We start from the raw sequence: 17,555 nt of genomic DNA on the forward strand, positions 1-17,555 counted from the left end.
CAGCCGCAAGGCGGCGGAAGGAGACCCGCGAAGGGGGTATGCCGCCGCCCGGAGCAAGGCGTCCCGGCAGCTCACCCAGCCACTGTCCCGGTACGGAGGGATTACCCTGGGAGGATTCGCCCCTCACCATCAGCGGAGCACCTTTCACGTGAACGACCAGCAGCGTCGCCGTCCCGCCAAGCCGCATCGCCGGCCCCAGAAGGACCCGGTCCGGTTCCTCGCCTTCGAGGCGCTCAGGGCCGTCGACGAACGCGACGCGTACGCCAACCTCGTCCTGCCCCCGCTGTTGAAGAAAGCACGGGCCAAGGGCGACTTCGACGCCAGGGACGCGGCGCTGGCGACCGAACTGGTCTATGGGACGCTGCGCCGCCAGGGCACGTACGACGCGATCGTCGCGGCCTGCATCGACCGGCCGCTGCGCGAGGTCGACCCGCCGGTCCTCGACGTGCTCGACATGGGCGTGCACCAGCTGCTCGGCACCCGTATCCCCACCCACGCCGCGGTCTCCGCCAGCGTGGAGCTGGCCCGGGTCGTGCTCGGTGAAGGGCGCGCCAAGTTCGTCAACGCCGTGTTGCGGAAGGTTGCCGCGGACGACCTCGACGGCTGGGTGGCGCGCGTCGCCCCGTCGTACGACGAGGACGCCGAGGACCACCTGGCGGTCGTGCACTCGCATCCGCGCTGGATCGTCTCCGCGCTCTGGGATGCGCTGGGTGGCGGCCGCGCCGGGATCGAGGACCTCCTCGAAGCCGACAACGAGCGGCCCGAGGTCACCCTCGTCGCCCGCCCGGGCCGCTCCACCACCGAGGAACTGCTCACGGCCCTCGGCGACGAGAACGGTCTCCCCGGCCGATGGTCCCCCTATGCCGTACGGATGGCGGAGGGCGGCGAGCCCGGTGCCCTGGGCGCCGTGCAGGAGGGCCGCGCCGGGGTCCAGGACGAGGGCAGCCAGCTGGTGGCCGCCGCCCTCGCCAATGCGCCGCTGGAGGGCAGCGACAGCCGCTGGCTCGACGGGTGCGCCGGACCCGGGGGCAAGGCCGCCCTGCTCGCTGCCCTCGCCGCCGAACGCGGAGCAGCCCTGCTGGCCGCCGAGAAGCAGCCGCACCGGGCCCGTCTCGTGGAGCGGGCGCTTTCCGGCAATCCCGGCCCGTACCAGGTGATCACCGCCGACGGCACCCGCCCGCCGTGGCAGCCCGGCGTCTTCGACCGGGTCCTGATGGACGTACCGTGCTCCGGCCTCGGCGCGCTGCGCCGCCGCCCGGAGTCCCGCTGGCGCCGCCGCGCCGAGGACCTGGAGAACTTCGCGCCGCTGCAACGCGGTCTGCTGCGGGAGGCGTTGAAGGCCGTGCGGATCGGCGGCATCGTCGGATACGCGACCTGCTCGCCGCATCTCGCGGAGACCCGGGTGGTGGTCGACGACGTACTCAAGGGACGGGGCGGTGAGCCGGTCGAGGCGGAGTGGGTGGACGCGCGTCCGCTGATGCCGGGTGTGCCCGCGCTGGGCGACGGACCCGACGTCCAGCTGTGGCCGCATCTGCACGGCACGGACGCGATGTACCTCGCGCTGCTGCGTCGTACGGCCTGACGGCACCCTTGCGGGGCCTCGGTGCGGGCCGATTCGCCGGGATTGCGCGAACTGTAATGATCCCGTGAGGCTTTGGGGCGCACCGAGGCAGGGAAGTGCCGCGGAACGTGGCAGGCTTGGCACATGGCCCAGATCAACCCGAGCATCCTGTCCGCCGACTTCGCCCGTCTCGCCGAGGAGGCGACGGCCGTCGAAGGCGCCGACTGGCTCCACGTCGACGTGATGGACAACCACTTCGTGCCCAACCTGACCCTCGGCGTGCCGATCGTGGAATCGCTGAGCCGGGCCACGGACACGCCGCTGGACTGCCATCTGATGATCGAGGACCCGGACCGCTGGGCGCCGCAGTACGTCGAGGCGGGTGCCGGTTCCGTCACCTTCCACGTGGAGGCCGCGGCAGCGCCCGTACGGCTGGCGCGGGAGATCCGGGCCAAGGGCGCCCGCGCCTCGATGGCGCTCAAGCCGGCGACGCCCATCGAGCCGTACGAGGACCTGCTGCCCGAACTCGACATGCTGCTGATCATGACGGTGGAGCCGGGCTTCGGCGGCCAGGCCTTCCTCGACATCATGCTGCCGAAGATCCGCCGCACCCGTGAGCTGATCTCCAAGCACGGTCTGGAGCTGTGGCTGCAGGTCGACGGTGGCGTCTCGGAGTCCACCATCGAGCGGTGCGCCGAGGCCGGTGCGGACGTCTTCGTCGCCGGCTCGGCGGTGTACGGGGCCAATGACCCGGCCGAGGCGGTACGCGCTCTGCGTACCAAGGCGGACGGGACCATCGCTTCGGCGGCCTGGGCGTGCAACCACTGAAGCCGGCGGGGGCGTCGGCAGTGACGGCGGGACCGACTTCGGCCCCCGATTGCCGGTCGGCCCGGCCACGTGCAGATGAACGCGGTCCGACGGGACCGATCAAGGATTGCCGTATCTGACAGGATGAGCGGCGTATCGAGCGTGTGAACAGCAGTGAGGAGATCGCGGTGTCTGCAATGTCGGCGGGCAGGTCCGCCCTGCGGATGGGGCCCGCGGAGCTGGTGCAGGCGGCGGCCATGGCCCGTCGCTTCTACCTTGAGGGGAAGTCGAAGATCCAGATCGCCGAGGAGTTCGGCGTGAGCCGCTTCAAGGTGGCCCGGGTCCTGGAGACAGCCCTTGAGCGTGACCTCGTACGGATCGAGATCCGGGTCCCCGCAGAACTGGACGCGGAGCGCTCCGACGCGCTGCGGGCCCGCTACGGGCTGCGGCACGCGGTCGTCGTCGAATCCCCGGCAGAGGAGGAGGACGACGCCCCGGACCCGGAGAACCTGGGCGAGGTCGCGGCCGACCTCCTGGGCGAACTGGTGAACGAAGGCGATGTGCTCGGCCTGGCCTGGGGCCGGTCCACCATTCACATGGCGGCGGCCCTCGACCGGCTGCCGCCGTGCACGGTCGTCCAGTTGACCGGGGTGTACGACGCGGGAACGGCCGAGCGCGGCTCGGTCGAGGCGGTCCGCAGGGCCGCCCAGGTGTCCGGCGGCGAGGCCCACCCGATCTATGCGCCGATGCTGCTGCCCGACCCGGCCACGGCCGCCGCGCTGCGTCACCAGACCGGCATCGCCCGTGCCTTCGAATACTTCGACAAGGTGACGGTCGCCGCGGTCTCCATCGGCTCGTGGGAGCCGGGTATCTCCACCGTCCACGACATGCTCACGGACGAGGAGCGGGCGCACTACGCGTCGCTGGGCGTCGCCGCCGAGATGTCCGCCCACCTCTTCGACACGGAGGGGCGCCGGGTCGGCCGAGACCTGGGGGAGCGGTGCATCACGGTCGAGGCGGACCGGCTGCGCCGGATCCCCGAGGTGGTGGCGATCGCGGGCGGCCAGCGCAAGGCGGCGGCGATCGGGGCGGTCCTGCGGTCCGGTCTGGTCACCAGCCTGGTGACGGACACGGCCGCTGCCGACTATCTGCTGACGGAGTCGGCGGCGCCGCAGCGGCCCGCGCTGGAGCGCGCCGACCCGGACGGCGATTAGGGCCTCGCGTTCGGATCGGGCCGGCTCGCGGGGTCCGGCACGCACCTCTGCGGCGTCGTCGTGAGGACGAAGGACCAGGAGGAAAGCCGGGTGCGGCACGCGCACCCGGCTTTCTCCGTACCGTCCTGTCTCTTTTCTGCGTGATCCTCAGTCGACGCGTCCCTCGGCCCCGCAGTCGGCGGGTTCCGGTCCGATGCCCAGGACCGTCGCCTCCAGGTACTGCTCCGGCGCCTTGTACTGGCTGACGTCGGCCGGGTTGTAGCGCGGGGTCTGCCGCGACCAGTCCAGATTGCCGCGCATCCAGCTCCGCATCCCGTCCAGGTACGGGAGGAGCATCCCGGACAGCTGGGGGTAGGCCATGAGCAGTTCGGCCTCGGCCGCCAGGAAGCGCTCGGTCTCGGTGGCGATCTCCGCGCAGACGTGTTCGAGTGCCTGCTGCTTTCCGTAACCGCGGTGGTGCCGGACCAGATGGACGAGGTTGTGGATTTCGCCGAGCACCTGTTCCTTCTCGTACGAGTACACGTCGTTGGCCCAGCACACGACGTTGCACGAGGTTTCCACGGCGACGATGAACCGGGGATCGTTGTGGATCGACTCGGGCGCCTCGATGCCGGACACGATCTCGATCAGGTCCATGCAGACATGTATCGCGCCGGTGTGCCGCCGCTTGGCGATGTAGGTCTCCTCGGACGGCACGACACCGTCCGCCCGGTTCCCCGCCTCCCAGGTGGTGGCCGTGGTGAGGTAGGTGACCAGGTGCCAGGCGAAGCGCCGGAGCCAGTGCGCCGGCGCGTTCGACGTCGTACGTTCCCACAGGTCGGCCAGGGCGACCACGGCGGCCGGGAGGTCCTCGTCCGGCAGCGGGCCGGTTCCGGTGCCCTCGACCACGCTGCGCATCAGGGTGACCACGTCCCGCACCCGCTCCGGGCTGCGGCCGAGATGGCCGTCGTCGAGCTGGTCGTCGACGAGAAACAGCCACACGAACCAGTCGGCGACGAGGTCGAGATTGGGCTCATTTGCGGTCGGGTACACCATGCCGACGAAGGCACCGAAGTCGGCTTGCTCGAAGCGCTCCCTGGCTGAATCGCGGTGCACCAGGCCGGTGTTGCGCGTCCAGTAGTCGAGGTGTTCACGGGTGTGCGCGACGTGCGGATTCGTCCGCTGGGGGAACGGGCAGTAAATGTCCGGCAGTTCGTTCTCCACGGGCGGGTCTGGATCCTCTCCGGTCGTACGTATGACGGAAGTTGGGGCCGTTCCGCCTGTTCCTCGGGACGTAGTCGTGACCCGCGAGACCTGCGCGTTTGAAGCTACCTGACCCCTTGTCACCAGGTCTAGGGAAGATGATCGTGAATGGTTCGCATGTCATTCGGGTAGGGTCCCCGGGCAAGGCAGGTTTCACTTGCCCGGGGCTCCCGCACTCGCTCCCTGGAGGAACGTACGAACGCGGGGGTCATTTGCTGTGTCTTTGTGGCAGCGACCTGCGCCGTTTCGCGTGAAAATATGAGTGTTATGCGTTTTCTTGAACCCGGCACCGGTCGTTACACACAGTCCCCCGCGGTCCCGTACGACCTCACGTACGACGATGTCTTCATGGTTCCGGGCCGCTCAGCGGTCGGTTCCCGCCAGGGGGTCGACCTCTCCTCGCCGGACGGATCCGGCACGACCATCCCGCTCGTCGTCGCCAACATGACGGCGATCGCGGGCCGCCGGATGGCCGAAACGATCGCCCGCCGCGGCGGTCTGGTCGTCATTCCGCAGGACATCCCGATCGATGTCGTCACCGACGTCATCTCCTGGGTGAAGACGCGCCACCTCGTGCTCGACACACCGATCGTGCTCGCCCCGGGCCAGACGGTCGCCGACGCCCTGTCCCTGCTTCCGAAGCGTGCCCACGGCGCGGGCGTCGTCGTCGACGAGGAGCAGCGGCCCGTCGGCGTCGTCACCGACCACGACCTGACCGGTGTCGACCGCTTCACCCAGCTCTCCGTGGTCATGTCCAAGGACCTCGTGCTGCTCGACGCGGACATCCACCCGCGCGACGCGTTCAACAAGCTCGACGGCGCCAACCGCAAGCTCGCCCCGGCGGTCGACGCGGACGGCCGGCTCGTCGGCATCCTCACCCGCAAGGCTGCGCTCCGCGCCACGCTCTACACCCCGGCCACCGACGCCGACGGCAGGCTGCGGATAGCCGCCGCCGTCGGGATCAACGGCGATGTCGCGGGCAAGGCCAAGCAGCTCCTCGACGCGGGCGTCGACACGCTCGTCGTCGACACCGCGCACGGCCACCAGGAGTCCATGATCAGCGCGGTCCGGGCGGTCCGGGCGCTCGACCCACAGGTGCCGATCGTCGCGGGCAACGTCGTCGCCGCCGAGGGCGTGCGCGACCTCATCGAGGCCGGCGCGGACATCATCAAGGTCGGGGTCGGCCCCGGTGCCATGTGCACCACGCGGATGATGACCGGTGTCGGACGGCCGCAGTTCTCCGCGGTGCTGGAGTGCGCCGCCGAGGCGAAGAAGCACGGCAAGCACGTCTGGGCCGACGGCGGCGTCCGCCACCCGCGCGATGTCGCCATGGCGCTTGCCGCGGGCGCGTCCAATGTGATGATCGGCTCCTGGTTCGCCGGTACGTACGAGTCGCCCGGCGACCTCCAGCAGTCCGCCGACGGCCGGTACTACAAGGAGTCCTTCGGCATGGCGTCCGCGCGCGCCGTGAAGAACCGTACGTCCGACGAGTCCGCGTACGACCGGGCCCGCAAGGCGCTCTTCGAGGAGGGCATATCCACCTCGCGGATGTTCCTGGACCCGGTCCGTCCCGGCGTCGAGGACCTGATCGACTCGATCATCGCGGGCGTCCGCTCCTCCTGCACATACGCCGGTGCGGCGTCCCTGGAGGAGTTTGCCGAGAAGGCGGTCGTCGGTGTGCAGAGCGCCGCCGGTTACGCCGAGGGCAAGCCGCTGCACGCCAGCTGGAGCTAGGGTCTTCCGTTCGGACCGGACCGGACCGGACCGGACCGCGGAGCGGCCGGCGGCGCAATGGGTGCGTGCAGTCGCGAGGCGAAGGCGGGAGCCCACGCGAAGGGTGTCCCCCATGACTTGAGGGCTTGAGGGCTTGAGGGCCATGGGGGTCGGCGACCGACGACAACGCCGCAGATGTGCGCGCCGGACCCCGCGGGGCCAGCATGATCGACACGAGGGCCCTGGGTGCGCTCACCCGCAGGGTCGTTCACGAGGGCTGCGCCCGGGCCGCAACAGCGGCCCGGGCTTTCTCCGTTGTCAGGGGACGTACGGGGTGAGGGCATCTGCGACCGCCGCCGCCAGCAGGGCGTGGCCGCTGTCGTCCGGGTGGAGGCCGTCCACCAGGTGTTCCGGGCCCAGGACATCCCGCCCCGGCAGCACCGACAGCCGGGCGTCCCCCGCCCGGACGAGGCTCGCGCCGGCCCGCTCCAGCGCCGTCCGCAGCTCGGACAGCGTGGCTCCGAGGGCGTTCGGGGTGTCCTCCGCGTCCGGGCGCAGGAGCGGGGAGACCAGCAGGATCGGCGTCCCCGGGTGGCCCGCGCGCATCAGGGTGACGAAGGCGCGCACCGTCTCGTACAGCAGCGGCGCCGAGAAGGGTACCGACGACCAGCAGTTCGTACCGAAGGCCAGCGTCAGCAGATCGGCCGGGAGCCCGGCGATCTGCTCGGCGACGCACAACTCCCCGCGTGCCGAACCCGCGTACCCCAGGTTGACCGGGTCGAGGCCCAGCGCGCGGCCCGCCACCGCGGGCCAGGCGTGGGCGGGGCGCGTCGACCACCAGCCCTCGGTGATCGAGTCCCCGTGGACCACCCACCGCGGCCGCGCCGGGGCGGGCAGCAGGGCCCCGCCCACCGCCCGCAGCCCCAGGATCGCCGGGGCCAGAGTCTCCGGCGGATGGACGGTGAACGGGCCTTTCCCCGGCGGGAGTCCGATCACGGTGACGGCCTCCTCGGCGGGCCCGGCGAGGACCTCCGCCACACACTGCCCGCCCTGCCACAGCGCGAAGAGCCCGGCCCGGCCGTCCGCCGCGCCCCGGGCCGCGGCGCGGTAACGGATCTCCACCGCACGCGCTCCCGGAGCCAGGAACTCCAGCCGGACCCCGGTCGGCAGCAGCGCCCGCTCCGCGGTGTCCCACGGCAGCCGCGCCAGATCGGCCGGGTCGGCCCGGACCGGGCACACGCCGTCCCGCCAGGCGACACCTCGCAGGAAGGGGTCGGGGTCGAGCCAGGTCATCGGAGCTCCATTCGCCGGGTACGCACTCCACCCCTACCCCGTTGCACCGCGCCGACGTCCGTACGGCCCCGCCCACCACCACGTGTTCTACTTCGGTTGCGGCACCGTGCTGCCGACGCCCCGACCGGCCATCGCAGAGAAGTGATCCACCTGAAGTGCGACTGAACGATCTCGACGAACGCATCGTCCACGCCCTCGCCGAGGACGCCCGCCGCTCCTACGCCGACATCGGCGCGATCATCGGCCTGTCCGCGCCCGCGGTGAAACGCCGGGTCGACCGGTTGCGTGCGGAGGGGGCCATCACCGGATTCACCGTGCGGGTGGACCCGGCGGCGCTCGGCTGGGAGACCGAGGGTTTCATCGAGATCTACTGCAGCCGCAACACCTCCCCGGAAGCGATCAAGAGCGGTCTGGCGCGCTACCCCGAGATCGCTTCGGCCTCCACGGTCACCGGGGAGGCCGACGCGATCGTCCAGGTCTTCGCCGCCGACATGCGCCACTTCGAGCAGGTGCTGGAGCGGATCGCGGGCGAGCCCTATGTGGAGCGAACCAAGTCCGTGTTGGTGCTGTCGCCGCTGCTGCGGCGGTACTCCTCGGGGACGCCAGGCTGATCCGCCGGGCGGGCGTCAGCTCTTCTGCTCGTACTGCGGGTGCCAGCCCCGGCCGGGCGGTACAGCTTCGCCGTACCGGTCAGGGCTGCCGCTTCCCGTTGCCCTCGCAGTTCCGGGGGCCCAGTCGCCGAGCGCCGCTGCCGAGCCGGAGGCGCCCGCTGTGATCAGCAGCGCCGCTGCGATCGCGGCGAGCCGGGTGCGGATGTGCGCGATGCGGATCATGACAGGCCTTCCGCAAGGCGGAGCGGGAGTCGCCCGGACGGCTCCCACTCTTTTGGCGGGAGCGCCGCCGCACATCGCACCCAGGTCCCCGTCCGCTCTCCGTCGCGCGGCGGGAACCCACTCCGACCCGAGACCGATATCACCCCTGTGACCTGCGGAGACGTTCCACGCAACGAATCACCGCCGGACCGGCGAATTGCGCAATGGATCGACGGTCGGCGCGCAACACTCGCGCCTTGTCCGGCCGGATTACCGGCCCGTACCGTCTATACGTCCCCGCCCCGCCCGCACTGCCCGAGGTCAGCCATGCCGCCGTTGCGCACCGCCCTGCTCCAGAGCTCCGGACGTCCGGGCTCGGTGGCCGAGAACATCAAGACCCTCGACGAGGCGGCAGAGCGTGCGGCAGCCGCCGGGGCGCGACTGCTCGTCTGCCCCGAGCTGTTCCTGACCGGGTACGCCATCGGCGACGACGTACCCCTGCTGGCCGAGCCCGCCGACGGCGCCTCCTCGCAGACCGTCGCCTCCATCGCCGTACGGCACGGGCTCGCGGTCCTCTACGGGTACCCGGAGCGCGCGGACGAGCTGATCTTCAACTCCGCGCAATTGATCGGCCCCGACGGCACCCGGCTCGCCAACTACCGCAAGACCCATCTCTTCGGCTGCTTCGAGCAGCAGTGGTTCACCCCCGGCGAGCAGACCGTCGTCCAGACCGAACTGGACGGCGTACGCATCGGGATCATGATCTGTTACGACGTCGAGTTCCCCGAGAACGTACGGGCGCACGCCCTCGCCGCCACCGATCTGCTGCTGGTGCCGACCGCGCAGATGCACCCCTTCCAGTTCGTCCCCGAGTCCGTCGTGCCGGTCCGCGCCTTCGAGAACCAGATGTATGTCGCGTACGTCAACAGGACCGGTCCGGAAGGCGAGTTCGAGTTCGTCGGGCTGAGCTGTCTGGCCGGCCCCGACGGCACGGTCCGCACCCGCGCCGGACGTGGCGAGGAGCTCGTGATCGGCGAGGTCGACCCGGAGTTCCTGAGCGCGTCCCGCGCCGCCAACCCGTATCTGCGCGACCGCCGCCCCGGTCTGTACGGCTCCCTCGTCTGAGCCCACCGCGCCCCTCTCGTCTCTTCCACTGCCCTCGCAAGGAGTCCCCACCCCATGACGTCCACGGTGCCCAACGCCGTCCAGCACACCGACGCGCAGCCACCGATCACCATGTTCGGTCCGGACTTCCCCTACGCGTACGACGACTTCCTGGCGCACCCCGCGGGGCTGGGGCAGATACCGGCGACCGAGCATGGCGCCGAGGTGGCGGTCATCGGTGGCGGGCTCTCCGGCATCGTGGCGGCGTACGAACTGATGAAGATGGGCCTCAAGCCCGTCGTCTACGAGGCGGACCGGATAGGTGGCCGGCTGCGTACGGTCGGCTTCGACGGGTGCGACCCCTCGCTGACCGCCGAGATGGGGGCGATGCGCTTCCCGCCGTCGTCCACCGCGCTGCAGCACTACATCGACCTGGTGGGCCTGGAGACCAGCCCGTTCCCCAACCCGCTCGCGCCGACCACCCCGTCGACCGTCGTCGACCTCAAGGGCGAGTCGCACTACGCGGAGACGATCGACGACCTGCCGCAGGTCTACCGTGACGTGATGGACGCCTGGAACGCCTGCCTGGAGGAGGGCGCCGACTTCTCCGACATGAACCGGGCGATGCGCGAGCGCGACGTCCCGCGGATCCGCGAGATCTGGGCGAAGCTCGTCGAGAAGCTCGACAACCAGACCTTCTACGGCTTCCTCTGCGCCTCCGACGCCTTCAAGTCGTTCCGGCACCGCGAGATCTTCGGCCAGGTCGGGTTCGGCACCGGCGGCTGGGACACCGACTTCCCCAACTCCATCCTGGAGATCCTGCGGGTCGTCTACACCGAGGCCGACGACCACCACCGCGGCATCGTCGGCGGCAGCCAGCAGCTCCCGCTGCGGCTCTGGGACCGCGAGCCGCAGAAGATCGTGCACTGGCCGCTCGGTACCTCGCTGTCCTCGCTGCACGAGGGGGAGCCCCGTCCCGCCGTGACCCGGCTGCACCGCACCGCCGGGAACCGGATCACCGTCACCGACGCGACCGGCGACATCCGCACCTTCCGGGCGGCGATCTTCACGGGGCAGTCCTGGCTGCTGCTCTCCAAGATCGCCTGCGACGACGAGCTGTTCCCCATCGACCACTGGACGGCGATGGAGCGGACCCACTACATGGAGTCGTCGAAGCTGTTCGTGCCCGTCGACCGGCCGTTCTGGCTGGACAAGGCCGTCGACGGCAGGGGGGTTCCCACCGGGCGCGACACCATGTCGATGACGCTCACCGACCGGATGACGCGGGGCACGTACCTTCTCGACGACGGGCCGGACAAACCGGCCGTCATCTGTCTCTCGTACACCTGGTGCGACGACAGCCTGAAGTGGCTGCCGCTCTCCCCGAACGAGCGCATGGAAGTGATGCTGAAGTCGCTCGGCGAGATCTACCCGAACGTCGACATCAGGAAGCACATCATCGGCAACCCGGTGACCGTCTCCTGGGAGAACGAGCCCTACTTCATGGGCGCGTTCAAGGCCAACCTGCCGGGCCACTACCGCTACCAGCGGCGGCTGTTCACCCACTTCATGCAGGACCGGCTGCCCGCCGACAAGCGGGGACTCTTCCTCGCGGGCGACGACATCTCCTGGACGGCCGGGTGGGCCGAGGGCGCCGTGCAGACCGCGCTCAACGCCGTATGGGGTGTGATGAACCACTTCGGCGGTGCCACGGACGCGACGAACCCCGGCCCCGGCGATGTCTTCGACGACATCGCCCCGGTCGAACTCCCGGAGGACTGAGCGGCGTTACGCGGGCCGGCAGACGCTGCGCTGCCGGCCCAGGCCGGAGATCTCGACCTCCATCACATCGTCCGGTCCCAGGTACGGGAAGCGGCCGGACAGCGCCACGCCCTGCGGCGTACCGGTGTTGATGATGTCCCCGGGCTCCAGCACCAGATACTGCGACAGGTGGTGCACCAGATGCGCCACGCTGAAGATCATGTCCGCGGTGCCGGAGTCCTGTCGCGGCTCCCCGTTGACGTAACTGCGCAGCCTTAGCTGCTGCGGGTCGCCGACCTCGTCGGCCGTCACCAGCACCGGCCCCAGCGGGTTGAACGTGGCACAGCTCTTGCCCTTGGACCACTGGCCACCCGACTCCTCCAGCTGGAAGGCGCGCTCCGAGACGTCGTTGCTGACGGCGTAACCGGCGATGTACGAGGCGGCGTCGGCCGGCGAGTCGAGGTAGGCGGCGCGGCGGCCGATGACGACGGCCAGCTCCACCTCCCAGTCGGTCTTCTTCGAACCGCGCGGGATGAGGACCTCGTCGTACGGGCCGACGATCGTGTTCGGCGACTTGTAGAAGAGGATCGGCTGCTCGGGCGGCTCGGACCCGGACTCCGCGGCATGGGCCGCGTAGTTCTGGCCGATGCAGAGCAGCGCGTGCGGACGGGCGACGGGCGCGCCGACCCGCTGCCCGGTGATGTCGGTCTCCGGGAGCTTCGACTCGGCGGGGATCAGGTTCGGCTTCTCGGTGAGCGCGGCGAGGAACACGCCGTCGATGTCGTCGGTGACGCCCGACAGGTCGTAGTGGCGGCCTTCGGGGCGGACGAGGACCGGACGCTCATGGCCCGGCTCGCCGATGCGCATCAGTCGCATGGGGTGAACTCTCCTGAGGGGTAAGGGGAACGACGCGGTGGATCAGTGCAGGCGGGTCAGGGCGTCGACGGTGACCGCATGGGCCGGGGGCTGCCCCGCGAGCAGCCGCAGCACCTCGCCGACCGCACTGGCGCCGAGCCGCTGCCGGCACTCGACACTGCCCGCTGCCTGATGCGGGGTCAGCAGCACATTCGGCAGGGCGCGGAACGGGTGGTCCGACGGCAGCGGCTCGGCGTCGAACACATCGATCGCCGCATCGAGCCGGCCCGACTGCAACTCGGCGAGCAGCGCGTCCTCGTCGACCAGCCACGACCTGGCCGTGTTCACCAGGCCCGCCCCGTCCGGCATCAGCGCCAGCTGTACGGCGCCGATCATCCGATGGGTCTCCTCCGTCACCGGCGCGTGCACGGCCACGATCCGGCTGCGCGACAGCAGTGTGTCCAGGGGGACGGACTGCACGCCGAGCGTCCTGGCGTCCGCCTCGGACAGGAACGGGTCGGTGACGGAGACCCGCGCGCCCATCGCCTGCACCATCGCGATGTACGCCCGCCCGGTACGTGACGCGCCGATCACCCCGATGTCGCTGCCGTGGATCTCGTGGCGCGGCGGGGCCTCGCTCGCCGCCGCCCACTCGGCGCCGCCCCGCAGCGCGTGGTCGAAGCGCTGGATGCGGTGGAGCAGCGACAGGGTGAAGGCGAGCGCGACCTCGGCGACCGGCCGGGCCATCTCGTCCCCGGCCTGGGTGACACGGATCCCGCGCCGGAACACCTCTTCGGTGACGTACGGGGTGACGGCCGAGCCGGTGTGTGCCACCAGCTCCAACCGGTCGGCCGCCGCCAGGAGTTCGGCGTCGACCTTCGGGGCGCGCCAGGAGAGGATCAGCGCCCGGGCGCCGGGCAGCGCCGCTGCCACCGCCGCCCGGTCGGAGTGCTCGTCGAGGACGGTCAGTTCCGCCGCCCGTGCCAGCTCCTGCCAGACCGCGCCGGTGAAGAACTGGGCGCGCAGCTGGGGCGGTACGGCGACGACGACCCGGGGGCGGTCAGGAGAGCCAGGCATCGAGGTGCTCCGCAACGAAGGCGTCATCGGTCAGCCAGGGGTAGGCCGTGGCCACCCGGGTGATCTCGTCCGCCTGCCCCGGCGAGAGCGTCTCGGCCGGGTCCAGGCATCGGATGTTCGCCAACAGGCCCTGTCGGCGCAGCACTTCGTGCACGCCTGCGATGCAGCCGCGGAACGCGCCGCGGACATCGAAGACCGCGCTGTTGGCGTCCGTCAGCTCGGAGCGGCGGGCCAGGCAGCGCACCGTTGCCGCGTGGTCGCCGGCGCGGGCCGCGCGGACGTCGTCGAGGAGGGTGGCGGCGGAGCTGGTCCATACGGCCCACTGGCCGAGGAGCCCGCCCGCGAACCAGCGCCGCGTGCCGTTCGCCGTCTCGTACGGGGTGAGCAGGTCACCGATGATGTCGTCGTCGTTGCCGGTGTAGAGCGCCACCTCGTCGGCGCGGTCGGCGGCGGCCACCGCCCGCACGACATCCGCGGTGCGGTACCGGTCGAACGGAGCGACCTTCACGGCGACCGTGGACGGCAGATCGGTGAAGGCCGACCAGAAGGCCGGGGAGAGATAGCGCCCGCCGACGGCCTCCTGGAGGTAGAAGCCGATCACGGGCAGCACCTCGCCGACCGCGCGGGCCCGCTCCAGCAGACCCTTCTCGTCGGCGCCCGGCACGGCCGGGCTGAGCAGCACGGCGTCATAGCCGAGCGCGGCGGCGGTCTCGGCCTCGGCGACGGCCTGCGCGGTGTAGCCGCAGGCGCCGGCGACCTTGATGAAGGGGCGGCCCGCCTCGGCGTCGATGGTCTCGGCGGCGAGTTCGAGTACCGGCCTCAGGAGACCGACCTCGGGCTCCCGGATCTCGAACTGGGTGGTGTGCACGGCGACGGCGACACCACCGGCACCGGACGCCAGGTAGTAGCGGGTCAGCGCACGCTGACGCCGCTCGTCGAACGTACCGTCGGCGTGCAGTGCGAGCGGGTGGGCGGGGATCACCGCCCCCCGGGCGAGCGCGTCGAGGGAGGGCGTGGCCGCGGCCGCGGTGGAGGGAGTGGACATGGAGTGGATCAGAACCTTCCGTCACGGACCTGGAACTTGGTGGGCTTGCCGGACAGCGGCAGCCCGCGGCGCAGCCAGTCGGCCTGCCACTCGACGAGCGTGCGCAGGGTGACGTCCGGGTAGCCGAAGAGAGCATGACAGCGGCTGGCGTCGGAGAGCAGCGCCGTCGATGCTTCCTCGCCCTCGAACACCGGCTCCCGGCCGAACTCGGTGCCGAACCACTCGGCGATCCGGCGTACCGAAGCGGTCTCGGGGCCGGTGAGGTTGAGCGTGAACGCCTGGCCGTCGGTGGCATGCAGCAGCGAGCGCAGCGCGACCTCGTTGGCGTACCCCTGCCACACCACGTTCGCATGACCGGTCGTCACATCCACGGGCTCGCCCGCCTGCACGCGGTAGGCGATGTCGGCGAGAACGCCGTAGCGCAGGTCCACCGCGTAGTTGAGGCGGATGGTGGCGACCGACGTGCCGCGGGTCAGCGCGGAGTGGTCGAAGATCCGCTCACGGCCCAGGCAGGACATGGCGTACTCGCCGACCGGCCCGACCGGGTCGGTCTCGGTGCAGCCGCCGGAGGAGACGGGCACCAGCGGGTACACATTGCCGGTGGAGAACGCCGCGATCCGCGAGTCGGACCAGCGGCGTGCCACCCGGTCCGGCATGGCGGCGTTCACCGCCCAGGCGTGCGAAGGCGCCCCGGCCGAGCCGAACTTGGCGCCGACCATGAAGACGACGTTCCCGGCGTCGGGCAGCTCCGCCAGATCGGCGGCCGGGTCCATCAGATCGAAGGCGACGGTACGGACCCCTGCTCCCTCGAGTTCCTCGGCGGCGGACGTGTCCGACCAGCGGGACACGGCGTACACCGTGGTGTCCGTACGGCCGGCGGCGTCCAGCGCACGCCGGGCCAGCCGGCACAGACTGGGGCCCATCTTGCCGCCCGCGCCGAGGACCAGCAGATCGCCTTCGAGGCGGCCGAGGTCGGCGACGAGCGCGGGGGAGGGGGTGGCGAGCCGCTCTTCGAGAGCGGCCTCATCGGTGAACATGCGTGGCTATCCCTTGATTCCGGACGCGGTGACGCCCTCGGTGAAGTAGCGCTGGCCCACCATGTACGCGGCGAAGATGGGCACGAACGCGATGACGGAGCCGGAGAGCACCACATTGAGCGGCACGTTCTGCTGCTGGAGCGAGGCGATGCCGACGGTGAGGGTGCGCATGTCGGTGGACTGGCCGATGACGAGCGGCCAGAGGAAGTCGTTCCAGTGCCACAGGAAGACGAACACGCCGAGCGTGGCGAGGATCGGCTTCAGCAGCGGCAGCACGATCCTGTGGAAGATCTGCCACTCGTTGCAGCCGTCGAGGCGTGCCGCTTCGAAGAGTTCGTCGGGCAGTCCCTGGATGAACTGCCGCATGAGGAAAACAGCCTGGGCGTTGGCCAGGGTCGGCACGATCAGGCCCCAGTACGTGTCGACTCCGCCGAGCTTCGCGATCATCGCGAAGGTCGGGATCATCGTGACGTGGTAGGGGACCATCACCATCGACAGGAACGACCAGAACATGGTCTCCCGGCCGGGGAAGCGCTTCTTGGCGAAGGCGTACCCGGCGAGCGAGGCGAGCAGCAGCACACCGACGACCGAGACGACGGAGTAGACCAGGGTGTTGACCAGCCAGCGCGGCACGTCCTGGGCGTTCATGACGGTGTCGTACGCCTCACCGGTCAGCGGCCAGGGCAGCAGGCTGCCGGGGAACTCGACCGCCGCGGACGGCTTCAGGGAGAGCACGACCATCGCGTAGAAGGGGAAGATCGTCACGATCGCGGCCGCCGTCAGCAGCAAGCCGCGGGCGATCCGGCCGGCCGGGGTGGCGCGCATGCCGTGCGGGACGGTGTCCTGCTCGGACAGTTTGCGCAGCTTGCGTTCGGCGCGGCGGGCGGCCCGGTCGGGTCCGGCGGGCGCCTGGGGTGCGGGCGCCTTCTTCTCGGTCTCCACGGGTGTTGCGGTCATGGTCACTGGTCCTTCCCGATCACGAGCCGCTGGATCACGGCGACCACCACCGTCAGCACGAACAGTGCGACGCCGATGGCGGAGGCGTAACCCAGGTCGAAGTACTTGAAGCCCGCGTCGTAGAGCTGGAAGACGAGCGTGTAGCTGGCGTTGGCGGGCCCGCCGCCCGTCATGGTGTAGACGGCGTCGAAGACCTGGAACGAGGCCGTCGTCTCGATCACGGCGAGGAAGAACAGAGCGGGTTTGAGCTGCGGCAGCACGATGTACCGGAAGCGCTGCCAGGGGCCCGCGCCGTCGGTGAGCGCGGCTTCCTCCAGTTCCCGGGGGATGTCCTGCATCCGGGCGAGGAGGATCAGCATCCCGTAACCGAAGCGGGACCAGACGCCGACGATCGCGAGCGCGGGCAGGACGAGGACGTCGTCGGAGAGCCAGGAGCCCTCGGACATCCCGAACCAGCCCATCAGGGTCGACCACGGGCCGCCGGTCGAGAAGATCCAGACGAAGACGGTCGCGGCCAGCACCAGCGAGGTGACGACCGGAAGGAAGAACACCGAACGGAAGAACCTGGCGCCGCGGAACGCACGGCGGGTGATCAGCGCCAGGGACACGGACGCGATGAGCGTGCCGGGCACGGCGAGGACGGTGTAGAGGACGGTGACCTTCAGCGCCTGCCAGAACAGCGGGTCGTCCCAGAGACGGGTGAAGTTGTCGAGCCCGATGAAGCTGCCGCCGCCGGTCAGGGAGTAGTCGGTGAAGCTCATCAGCACACCGGCCACGCCGGGACCGAACCGGAAGGCGAGGAACAGCAGGAAACACGGAAGGACGAAGAGCAGGCCGATCCGGGCCTCGCGGCGCGCCTGCGGCCCGCTGCGACGGCCCCGGCGGGTGGGTTCCGCGACGACTGCCACGGGGATCTCCTTGCGGGACGAGGGAATTGCGGTGGGTGCGAGGCCCCTGCGGGGGGCTGCGCGGGTGTTCCGCGCGCGGTGGCGCGGAACCGTACCGGTGATGCGGGGTGTACGCCCGGGCCCCGGGCGGGGGGTCCGGCTGAGTGTTGTACGGGGTGCCGGGCGAGCT

16 protein-coding genes are annotated in these 17,555 nt (G+C 70.7%); 7 read left to right on the forward strand and 9 right to left on the reverse strand.

What is annotated here, in order from left to right; genetic code table 11:
- The first annotated feature begins 148 nt into the window (after nt 1-148).
- The 3 genes from OG395_RS41085 (at nt 149) to OG395_RS41095 (ending at nt 3,582) form a co-directional block, all read left to right on the forward strand.
- Nucleotides 149-1,582 (forward strand): RsmB/NOP family class I SAM-dependent RNA methyltransferase, encoded by a 1,434-nt coding sequence (locus OG395_RS41085; RefSeq protein ID WP_327247443.1) that lies wholly within the window; start codon nt 149-151, stop codon nt 1,580-1,582.
- Between the two features lie 123 nt (nt 1,583-1,705).
- Nucleotides 1,706-2,389: a ribulose-phosphate 3-epimerase gene (gene rpe / locus OG395_RS41090; RefSeq protein WP_327247444.1), complete on the forward strand. Its 684-nt coding sequence runs from the start codon at nt 1,706-1,708 to the stop codon at nt 2,387-2,389.
- A gap of 176 nt (nt 2,390-2,565) precedes the next feature.
- Nucleotides 2,566-3,582: a sugar-binding transcriptional regulator gene (locus tag OG395_RS41095; protein WP_037695464.1), complete on the forward strand. Its 1,017-nt coding sequence runs from the start codon at nt 2,566-2,568 to the stop codon at nt 3,580-3,582.
- A 147-nt stretch (nt 3,583-3,729) separates the two neighbouring features.
- On the opposite strand, the gene OG395_RS41100 is transcribed toward OG395_RS41095, so the two are convergent.
- The gene (locus tag OG395_RS41100) at nt 3,730-4,785 is read right to left on the reverse strand and encodes a terpene synthase family protein (protein ID WP_327247445.1); all 1,056 of its coding nucleotides are present in this window, start codon (nt 4,783-4,785) and stop codon (nt 3,730-3,732) included.
- 306 nt (nt 4,786-5,091) lie between these two features.
- Between OG395_RS41100 and OG395_RS41105 the strand changes: the two genes are divergently transcribed.
- Nucleotides 5,092-6,558 carry a GuaB1 family IMP dehydrogenase-related protein gene (locus OG395_RS41105; RefSeq protein WP_327247446.1) on the forward strand — a complete coding sequence of 489 codons (1,467 nt, stop codon included), beginning with the start codon at nt 5,092-5,094 and terminating at the stop codon, nt 6,556-6,558.
- Nucleotides 6,559-6,855: 297 nt separating this feature from the next.
- On the opposite strand, the gene OG395_RS41110 is transcribed toward OG395_RS41105, so the two are convergent.
- Nucleotides 6,856-7,830, reverse strand: a complete 975-nt coding sequence (locus OG395_RS41110; RefSeq protein ID WP_327247447.1) for a GDSL-type esterase/lipase family protein — start codon at nt 7,828-7,830, stop codon at nt 6,856-6,858.
- Nucleotides 7,831-7,985: 155 nt separating this feature from the next.
- Here OG395_RS41110 and OG395_RS41115 point away from each other — a divergent pair, with 155 nt between their 5' ends.
- Complete coding sequence (locus OG395_RS41115) at nt 7,986-8,441, forward strand: Lrp/AsnC family transcriptional regulator (RefSeq protein WP_266987999.1); 456 nt, start codon at nt 7,986-7,988, stop codon at nt 8,439-8,441.
- Between the two features lie 15 nt (nt 8,442-8,456).
- Here the strand turns inward: OG395_RS41115 and OG395_RS41120 are convergent, their stop codons facing one another.
- A complete protein-coding gene (locus OG395_RS41120; RefSeq protein WP_327247448.1) occupies nt 8,457-8,663 on the reverse strand; it encodes a hypothetical protein in 207 nt (68 codons plus the stop codon).
- Between the two features lie 306 nt (nt 8,664-8,969).
- On the opposite strand from OG395_RS41120, the gene OG395_RS41125 reads away from it, so the two are divergent.
- Together OG395_RS41125 and OG395_RS41130 are read left to right on the forward strand one after the other, a co-directional pair.
- Nucleotides 8,970-9,767, forward strand: coding sequence for a carbon-nitrogen hydrolase family protein (locus OG395_RS41125; protein WP_327247449.1), 798 nt, complete (start codon nt 8,970-8,972; stop codon nt 9,765-9,767).
- 54 nt (nt 9,768-9,821) lie between these two features.
- Complete coding sequence (locus tag OG395_RS41130; RefSeq protein WP_327247450.1) at nt 9,822-11,528, forward strand: flavin monoamine oxidase family protein; 1,707 nt, start codon at nt 9,822-9,824, stop codon at nt 11,526-11,528.
- Nucleotides 11,529-11,534: 6 nt separating this feature from the next.
- Here the strand turns inward: OG395_RS41130 and OG395_RS41135 are convergent, their stop codons facing one another.
- From OG395_RS41135 to OG395_RS41160, 6 genes are read right to left on the reverse strand one after another with little or no spacing between them, the layout of a single operon-like run.
- Nucleotides 11,535-12,383 (reverse strand): fumarylacetoacetate hydrolase family protein, encoded by an 849-nt coding sequence (locus OG395_RS41135; protein WP_327247451.1) that lies wholly within the window; start codon nt 12,381-12,383, stop codon nt 11,535-11,537.
- A 42-nt stretch (nt 12,384-12,425) separates the two neighbouring features.
- Entirely contained in the window at nt 12,426-13,439 is a 1,014-nt protein-coding gene (locus tag OG395_RS41140; RefSeq protein WP_327247452.1) for a hydroxyacid dehydrogenase, read from the reverse strand.
- Nucleotides 13,423-14,484 (reverse strand): dihydrodipicolinate synthase family protein, encoded by a 1,062-nt coding sequence (locus OG395_RS41145; protein ID WP_327247453.1) that lies wholly within the window; start codon nt 14,482-14,484, stop codon nt 13,423-13,425. The genes OG395_RS41140 and OG395_RS41145 overlap by 17 nt, the downstream gene beginning before the upstream one ends.
- An 8-nt stretch (nt 14,485-14,492) precedes the next feature.
- Entirely contained in the window at nt 14,493-15,521 is a 1,029-nt protein-coding gene (locus tag OG395_RS41150; RefSeq protein ID WP_327247454.1) for an NAD-dependent epimerase/dehydratase family protein, read from the reverse strand.
- Nucleotides 15,522-15,527: 6 nt separating this feature from the next.
- Nucleotides 15,528-16,478, reverse strand: a complete 951-nt coding sequence (locus OG395_RS41155) for a carbohydrate ABC transporter permease (protein WP_442818645.1) — start codon at nt 16,476-16,478, stop codon at nt 15,528-15,530.
- Nucleotides 16,479-16,480: 2 nt separating this feature from the next.
- On the reverse strand, nt 16,481-17,386 hold the full coding sequence (locus OG395_RS41160; protein WP_266988015.1) for a carbohydrate ABC transporter permease: 906 nt from the start codon (nt 17,384-17,386) through the stop codon (nt 16,481-16,483).
- Between the last annotated feature and the right edge of the window lie 169 nt (nt 17,387-17,555).

This window comes from Streptomyces sp. NBC_01320, assembly GCF_035974375.1.
Taxonomy (GTDB): Bacteria; Actinomycetota; Actinomycetes; order Streptomycetales; family Streptomycetaceae; genus Streptomyces; species Streptomyces yanii.